The 7165-nt window shown below is 28.0% G+C and carries 6 protein-coding genes; 3 read left to right on the forward strand and 3 right to left on the reverse strand.

The genetic code is table 11. The annotated features are described in order from the left end of the window. Window positions 1-179: 179 nt before the first annotated feature. Window positions 180-374: a hypothetical protein gene (locus tag WAO56_RS00715; RefSeq protein ID WP_422142832.1), complete on the reverse strand. Its 195-nt coding sequence runs from the start codon at window positions 372-374 to the stop codon at window positions 180-182. Window positions 375-503: 129 nt separating this feature from the next. Between WAO56_RS00715 and WAO56_RS00720 the strand changes: the two genes are divergently transcribed. The 3 genes from WAO56_RS00720 to WAO56_RS00730 all read left to right on the forward strand — a co-directional run bounded on the left by WAO56_RS00720 (window position 504) and on the right by WAO56_RS00730 (window position 4700). Beyond that, window positions 504-1028, forward strand: a complete 525-nt coding sequence (locus WAO56_RS00720; RefSeq protein ID WP_422142833.1) for a hypothetical protein — start codon at window positions 504-506, stop codon at window positions 1026-1028. Window positions 1029-1049: 21 nt separating this feature from the next. Further along, window positions 1050-2177 carry an Mbeg1-like protein gene (locus WAO56_RS00725; protein ID WP_422142834.1) on the forward strand — a complete coding sequence of 376 codons (1128 nt, stop codon included), beginning with the start codon at window positions 1050-1052 and terminating at the stop codon, window positions 2175-2177. A 219-nt stretch (window positions 2178-2396) separates the two neighbouring features. Next, window positions 2397-4700, forward strand: coding sequence for a cell wall-binding repeat-containing protein (locus WAO56_RS00730; protein ID WP_422142835.1), 2304 nt, complete (start codon window positions 2397-2399; stop codon window positions 4698-4700). 79 nt (window positions 4701-4779) lie between these two features. Here the strand turns inward: WAO56_RS00730 and WAO56_RS00735 are convergent, their stop codons facing one another. Both WAO56_RS00735 and murQ read right to left on the reverse strand, forming a co-directional pair. After that, window positions 4780-6249, reverse strand: coding sequence for a PTS transporter subunit EIIC (locus WAO56_RS00735; protein WP_422142836.1), 1470 nt, complete (start codon window positions 6247-6249; stop codon window positions 4780-4782). Between the two features lie 9 nt (window positions 6250-6258). Beyond that, window positions 6259-7158 carry an N-acetylmuramic acid 6-phosphate etherase gene (gene murQ / locus WAO56_RS00740; protein WP_422142837.1) on the reverse strand — a complete coding sequence of 300 codons (900 nt, stop codon included), beginning with the start codon at window positions 7156-7158 and terminating at the stop codon, window positions 6259-6261. Window positions 7159-7165: the final 7 nt, after the last annotated feature.

Here is a 7165-nt window from a genome sequence, read left to right on the forward strand (position 1 = left end):
TTTATTTCTAAAATATTTTTCATAATAACTCCCGTTTTTATTTTCTATTAAAATTATATTATAAATACATTTTAATAGATATGGACTATTTGTATACAATTTTGCTACTAATCTACTTTTGCGATACAAAAAAGCATTTGGAATATATAATCTCCAAATGCTTTTTCAACTAACATTTTTTATTTTATTAAATTCAAAATCAATACTACAATTAAAACAATTTCAATAATTATTAAAGTAGCCAAATAGAAATAGTAAAAAATATTTTCAGGTATTATTTTTGTTAAAGGTGAATTTACAGTTTTCTTTCTAACTAACTTAACAATCTCAATTAAACATATTAGTAAAAAAATTATTATAAGAATATTTAGCATAATATCTCCTTCAATTTCTTAAAGAAATTATATCATAAAAAATGAAATCTATAATAATACAACTACAATTTAAATATAGAGTAAAAATAGTATATAATTATATATATATCTAAATAAGGAATTGATTAAATGAAAGCAAAAAAACGTACTTATATTACAGATATTTTAATTGTTTTATTAGTAATAGTACTATCTCTTTTTATCCTAGACGGAAAAAAATTTTATACTATTCCAAATGATAATATATTGGATTATAATGAGGATTTACTATATCAGAGTATGCCAACTGCAAAAAAAATGGACTTGTTATCCAATGAAGACTTTAATTATACATCGATTTATATTTACCAAATAGACAATAGCTATGCTGTCTTTAGCTATAATAAAAGTTTGTTTTTCAACAGGTCAGTATTAAATTCCTACACCTACCAACTTAAAGAAATAGATGAGTATAAGGTAGCAGTAGCAAATCAGATTTATAACAATAATTTTTCCATTTCCAAGAAAGATAATGAAATTACTATAAAAAATGATGCTAAACGTAATAGAAGTCTACCTTTAAACATATTAAATATAAGTGTTACAATTTTAATTATAGGTTTTATGTTTTTTATGGTAAACAAAGTAAGTAAAGATAATGAAAAAGATGAATAGAATATATGGTCGGGAGGAATTATGAATACAATATTTGACTACCTAAACTGGCGTGGTGATCTTAGTGTAGATATTTCAAAATTTAATAATATTGATGCTTTAATTCTAGCAAGATTTTCTTATTTACCATTTGATAATATTGTTCCAAGAGAATCTAATGAATCAATTACAATAAAGGAAGCCTATAAAATTTTCAAAAAGGATAAAAATTTTAAAGATAAATTAATACTTGAAAATGACTATCCTCTATTTAAAGAATTAGCGAAAAATGAAAGATTTAGAAATATGAAATTATGTGCCTATGTCAATGATATTGATGAAAAATCCGAAAAACAATTTTCAGCAATTACTATAGACACTTTAGATAATAATATTTTTGTTTCCTTTAGAGGAACTGACAGTACCTTAACAGGTTGGAAAGAAGATTTTAATATGAGTTTTATGGATGTAGTTCCTGCTCAAATAGAGTCAAAAAATTATTTGGAGAAAATAGCCTCTTATTTTAATCTACCAGTTAGGGTTGCAGGCCATTCTAAAGGTGGTAATTTAGCAATTTATTCATCATCTTTTGTTTCAGAAAAAACTCAAAAGAAAATAGAAAAAGTATATAATTTCGACGGTCCAGGATTAAATTCCACCTTAATAAAAGAATATAGTCATAAAAATATTTTAAGTAAAATTCATACTTTTTTACCTCAATCATCTATTGTGGGAATTCTATTAGAGCATAAAGAGGATTATAGTGTAATCCATAGTTATGAAGATGGATTAACCCAACATGATATTTATACATGGGAAGTAATGCGAAATGACTTTGTCTATTTAAATAAGGTTACTTCCGATAGTGTATTTATAGACAGTACCATTAGGGATTGGCTAGCTAATGTTGATGAAGAAGAAAGAAGTCAATTTTTTGATGCAATATTTGAAATATTTGAAATATTTGAAATTAACAATAAAACCAGTATTGACGTTTTAAATACTAGTTGGCTTAAAGCTGCTAAGATTGTATTTTCATCATACAAATATTTAGATGATGAAACTAAAAAGATGATTTCTGAAATCTTTTCATTATTAATTAAATCTGCAACTGATAATATAGATTTACTAACACCAAAAATATCTATTTTTAGTAAAAAGAAGGATTAAACACCTCTATTAGCCTAAATTAATAAATTTTTTAAATAATATAATTTAATATATTCCTAAGTACATCATATCTATATGGTGTACTTTTTTTATTAATAAATTCCCACATAAAATTTACAAATATTTTACTTTTTCTTAAAATTCTTTTCATATCTATATATTAAAGTTCTACATAGATCATATAATATACTGATCAAATAAATTATTTTGGAGGATTTCATGTATAAAAAGAGAATTTTAAATTTTTTTATTTGTCTTTTACTTCAAACTTTATTAATCATTAGTCCTATTACAGTTTTAGCTAATGATGAAGTCACTATAAATACACTAGATAATAAAGTTAATGAAGAAGTTGTTGAAGACTTTTTACCAACAAAGGTTTCAGTAGTATTTAATGGAGATGAAAAAACCAGTAAGGGAATTACCTGGCATACAAAAGCTAATTGCAAATCCGATATTGAATATATAAAATCCAATACTGTTCCTACTAATTTTAAACATTCTTTAAAGGCAACAGGAATATCAAATGAAGTTTCAATAATTGGAGGTTTTTCTCATAAAGTAACCCTTTCAAATTTAGCTCCTGGCAGCAAATATTACTATAGAGTTGGAGATGCTTCAAAAAATATTTGGAGTGCGATTGGAAGCTTTAAAACTGAAACCATTAACAATAAAGCCTTAAAGTTTATATTCGTAGATGATTCTCAGGGTAAAAATCAAGATGAGTATAAAATATCCGCTAAGACTTTCCAAAAAGCTTCAGAATACTTTCCAGATTCAGATTTTTTTATTCATGGTGGTGATTTAGTTAATACCTCTTCAAAACCAGAAGAATGGCATTGGTTTTTTGAAGAAGCTAAAGATTTTTTTATGAACAATACTTTTATGTCTGTTCCTGGAAACCACGATGCACAGAATAACACTTACAATAATCATTTTAACTTTAATTATCCTAAGCAAAACACAAAAAATGGAACTTATTATTCATTTAACTATGGACCTGCCCATTTCACAATGTTAAATACAAATGATATAGTCATAAATGATGATAATACCAAAAGCATTAGTGCAGAGCAAAAGAATTGGATGATAAAAGACATAGAAAATGCTAGAAATAATGGATATAAATGGATAATAGTCACAATGCATAAGGGAACACAAACGGCTTCAAACCACATAGATGATTCTGATGTAGTGGGAATGAGAGCAGATTTACAACCATTATTTAATGAACTTAAAGTAGATATTATTCTTCAAGGACATGATCATACTTATTCAAGATCGAAACATCTTAACGGTTTAGAGCTTTCCAATACACAAAGTCAAATTATTAATGGTTATGAAACTGTTGTTGACCCTAAATCTCAACTATATATATCAATTAATTCAAGTGGAAATAAATTCTATAAACCTAATGAAGATTTTATAAAACAATTTAATATTCAATTAGCAAAATATAGTCAACCATATTTACAGATGTTTGGAACATTTGAAATTACAGGAGACCAACTAATATATAATGCATATACCTATGACGCAAAAAACACTGAAGAAGTAAATCTATATGATTCTTATAGAATTATAAAAACAAACAGTGTTCCAAATTTACCCTCTATTGAAAAACCAACTATTCCAATAACTAATACTAAAAAAGAACTTGTATTAATTGGTGGTTATAACACTATTTCAAAAAATATTGAAGAATATTTAAAGGACTTTAATTTATCAAGAATATATGGCAAAAATAGATATGAAACTGCAAGTAAAATAAGTAATTCCTATACTTCTAGTGAAAAAATAATATTATCTAGTGGAGAAAAATATACTGACCAATTAACATCTAAGGTTTTGGCAAAAGTTCTAGAATCCCCTATTTTATTAACAGAAAAAAACAAATTAGATACTGAAGTACTTAAGGAAATAGAAAGATTAAATCCAAGGGAAATTATAATTATTGGTGGAACAAATACAATTTCTAAAAACATTGAAACTCAACTATCTAAATTCCATATCTCTAGAATTAATGGAGCAGATAGATACGAAACTGCAAAACTTGTTGGAGATAGAATAATAGAAAAATCAGGTAATAAAAACAAAGCTATACTTGTTGACGGAACTAATTTCCCCGATGCAATTTCTATGACAAGTTTAGCATCAAAAGAAAATATCCCCATCCTATTAACAAGTCCTAAAGAACTTAATGCTGATACAAGAGAAGCCTTGAAAATTTGGAAAACAAAGAATATAGTAATTGGAGGAGGAGAAAAGTCAGTATCTAAAACCATTGAAAATTCTTTAAAACATAATGTATCGGTAATTAGAATTGCTGGAGAAGACAGGTATGAAACATCTGTTAAAGTTGCAGAATCTATTTATAAAGATCCTAACAAATATATATTTGCAAGTGGTGAAACTTTCCCAGATGCTATTGTTGGAGCAAACTACGCCAGCAAATTAGAAGCTCCTATTCTTCTTATAAAAAAAGATATTATTCCAACTACAGTAAAAAATTATATTAAATAAAATTAATTAGAAAAAACCAAAAAGTTGAACTTTGTTCAACTTTTTGGTTTAATTATTAAAAAACTTTTATCTGTAATAATTATTCAAATTTAAATTCACTTACTGTTCCTTCTTCATCTTCCGGAACATATTCTGTAAATTTCCTATCTATTCCAAATAAATATGTTGCAATAAAACCCCCAACATAACCTGCTAGTAGTCCTAAAACATATATATACCATTTATTAGCTAAATCATATATTAGTGGTATTAATGCAACTCCACTAGGACCAACTGCTGTTGCTCCTACTCCTCCTAATGCACCAATAACTGCACCACCTATTCCTCCACCAATACAGGCTGTAATAAATGCTCTACCCATAGGCAAAGTAACAGCATAAATCAACGGTTCTCCAATTCCTAAAACTCCAACTGGTAAAGCACCCTTAGTAATATTTACTAATGGCTTGTTTTTTCTACATTTTACTAAAACCGCTATTGCAGCCCCAACTTGTCCTGCTCCTGCCATAGCTAGAATAGGTAACAAATAAGTAGCTCCTTGAGAACTAATCATTTCAATATGAATAGGTGTTAATATTTGATGTAAACCAAATATTACCAATGGTAAAAATAGTCCACCTAAAACAAAACCTGAGAATACTCCACCTCTTGTAAGTACCCAGTTAATTCCACCTACTAATCCTTCTGAAACCCAACCAGCTATAGGCATAATTAAAAACATCGTAATTAAACCTGTACTTAGTAAAGATAGAGCTGGAACCAATATAATATCCAATGAATTTGGAACAATTTTGTGTAATCTTTTTTCTATAAATGCAAGTATTGCAACTGCTACAATAACTCCTATAATTCCACCTTGATTAGCTAATAATGGATTTCCTGTAAAAATATTTATTAAAGGGACATCTGGATTTATTCCTGTTAAATATACTACTCCTCCAATAACTCCTCCTAATGTATCAGAAGCTCCAAATACTTTAGCAGAGTTAATTCCTACGTAAATATTTAAATAACCAAAAACACCATTTTTAATTGTATTTAATACAGAAACTGCAATAATCCAGTTATCTCCTGAAATATTACCAGCTTCTAAAAGGTTCTGAAATATAGATGCAATACCTCCAATAAGTCCAGCACCAACAAAAGCAGGTATCATTGGAACAAAAATACTAGAAATTAGTTTTGTAAAATCTTTAAACCAAGACCTTTTCTGTTTTGATTTAATTTCTTCTTTTTTCTCTCTCGCAAGGCGATCTGCCTTATCCTTATCAGTCTCACCTTCAATTTTTACTTCTATATTCGATATTTTCCCCATTTCATTCGCTACTTTAGTACTTAAACCTGGACCTGTAACAATTTGAATTTGTGGTCCATCTACTACACCCATTACCCCAGGTATCTTTCTAAGTTTTTCAATATCTGCCTTACTACTATCTTTTAATTCTACCCTTACCCTAGTCATACAATTCATTACTGATTTTGTATTTTCTGGCCCACCAATGTACTCATAAATCTTCTTTGCAATATCTTTTTCAGAAACTTTAGCCATTTCAACCTCCTATAAAGTTTTGGATATAAATCCATTTGTTTCCTTTAATCTTTTTATAGCATCGTCCTTACTACTATTAGTAAGAATCATTACTATCGCAACTTTTACATTTCTACCAGATTTTTCAAAGAACTCCTCTGCATGTTCATAATTAGAATCTGTAGCTTCCATTATTATTCTTTTAGATCTTTCAATTAACTTTTCATTTGTTGGCTGTACATCTACCATTAAGTTTTTATAAGCTTTTCCAATACCTATCATGGAAGCTGTTGAAATCATATTTAATACCATTTTTTGAGCAGTACCTGATTTTAATCTAGTTGAACCTGAAAGTATTTCAGGACCCGGCGAAATATCTATTCCATAATCAGCAATAGAAGCCATTTCAGAATTACTATTACATGAAATAGATCCTGTAACAGCACCAATTCCCTTTGCGTATTCTAATGCAGACACAACATAGGGAGTTCTTCCACTTGCAGAAAGTCCAACTAAAATATCTTTTTTAGAAAAATCAATGTCTTTAAGATCTTTAATTCCCATTTCCCTGTTATCTTCTGCACCTTCTACCGCATCTACAATAGCCTTTCTCCCACCTGCTATTAAACCAACTACCATTTCCTTACTTACTCCAAAAGTTGGCACACATTCTGAAGCATCTAAAATACCTAACCTTCCACTTGTTCCTGCTCCAATATAAATTAAACGTCCTCCCTTATTGAAAGTTTCAATAACTGCATCTACAAGCTTAGCAATTGTTGGTAATACCTTAGCAATTGCTTTTGGTATATTTTCATCTTCTTTATTCATTAAAGAAACTATTTCTAAACTATTTAAAGTATCTAAATTTTCTGAATTCTTGTTTCTTTTTTCCGTATCTAAGTTTGAAATATCCATTTTATTTTTCATTAATTTC

This window comes from Miniphocaeibacter sp., from assembly GCF_049276255.1.
In the GTDB taxonomy this organism is placed as follows: domain Bacteria; phylum Bacillota; class Clostridia; order Tissierellales; family Peptoniphilaceae; genus Miniphocaeibacter.

Bases quoted from the DNA above. Each gene is read 5' to 3' on its own strand.
- WAO56_RS00715 (WP_422142832.1), bottom strand. From the start codon at position 374: ATGCTAAATATTCTTATAATAATTTTTTTACTAATATGTTTAATTGAG.
- WAO56_RS00720 (WP_422142833.1), top strand. From the start codon at position 504: ATGAAAGCAAAAAAACGTACTTATATTACAGATATTTTAATTGTTTTA.
- WAO56_RS00725 (WP_422142834.1), top strand. From the start codon at position 1,050: ATGAATACAATATTTGACTACCTAAACTGGCGTGGTGATCTTAGTGTA.
- WAO56_RS00730 (WP_422142835.1), top strand. From the start codon at position 2,397: ATGTATAAAAAGAGAATTTTAAATTTTTTTATTTGTCTTTTACTTCAA.
- WAO56_RS00735 (WP_422142836.1), bottom strand. From the start codon at position 6,249: ATGGCTAAAGTTTCTGAAAAAGATATTGCAAAGAAGATTTATGAGTAC.
- murQ (WP_422142837.1), bottom strand. From the start codon at position 7,158: ATGAAAAATAAAATGGATATTTCAAACTTAGATACGGAAAAAAGAAAC.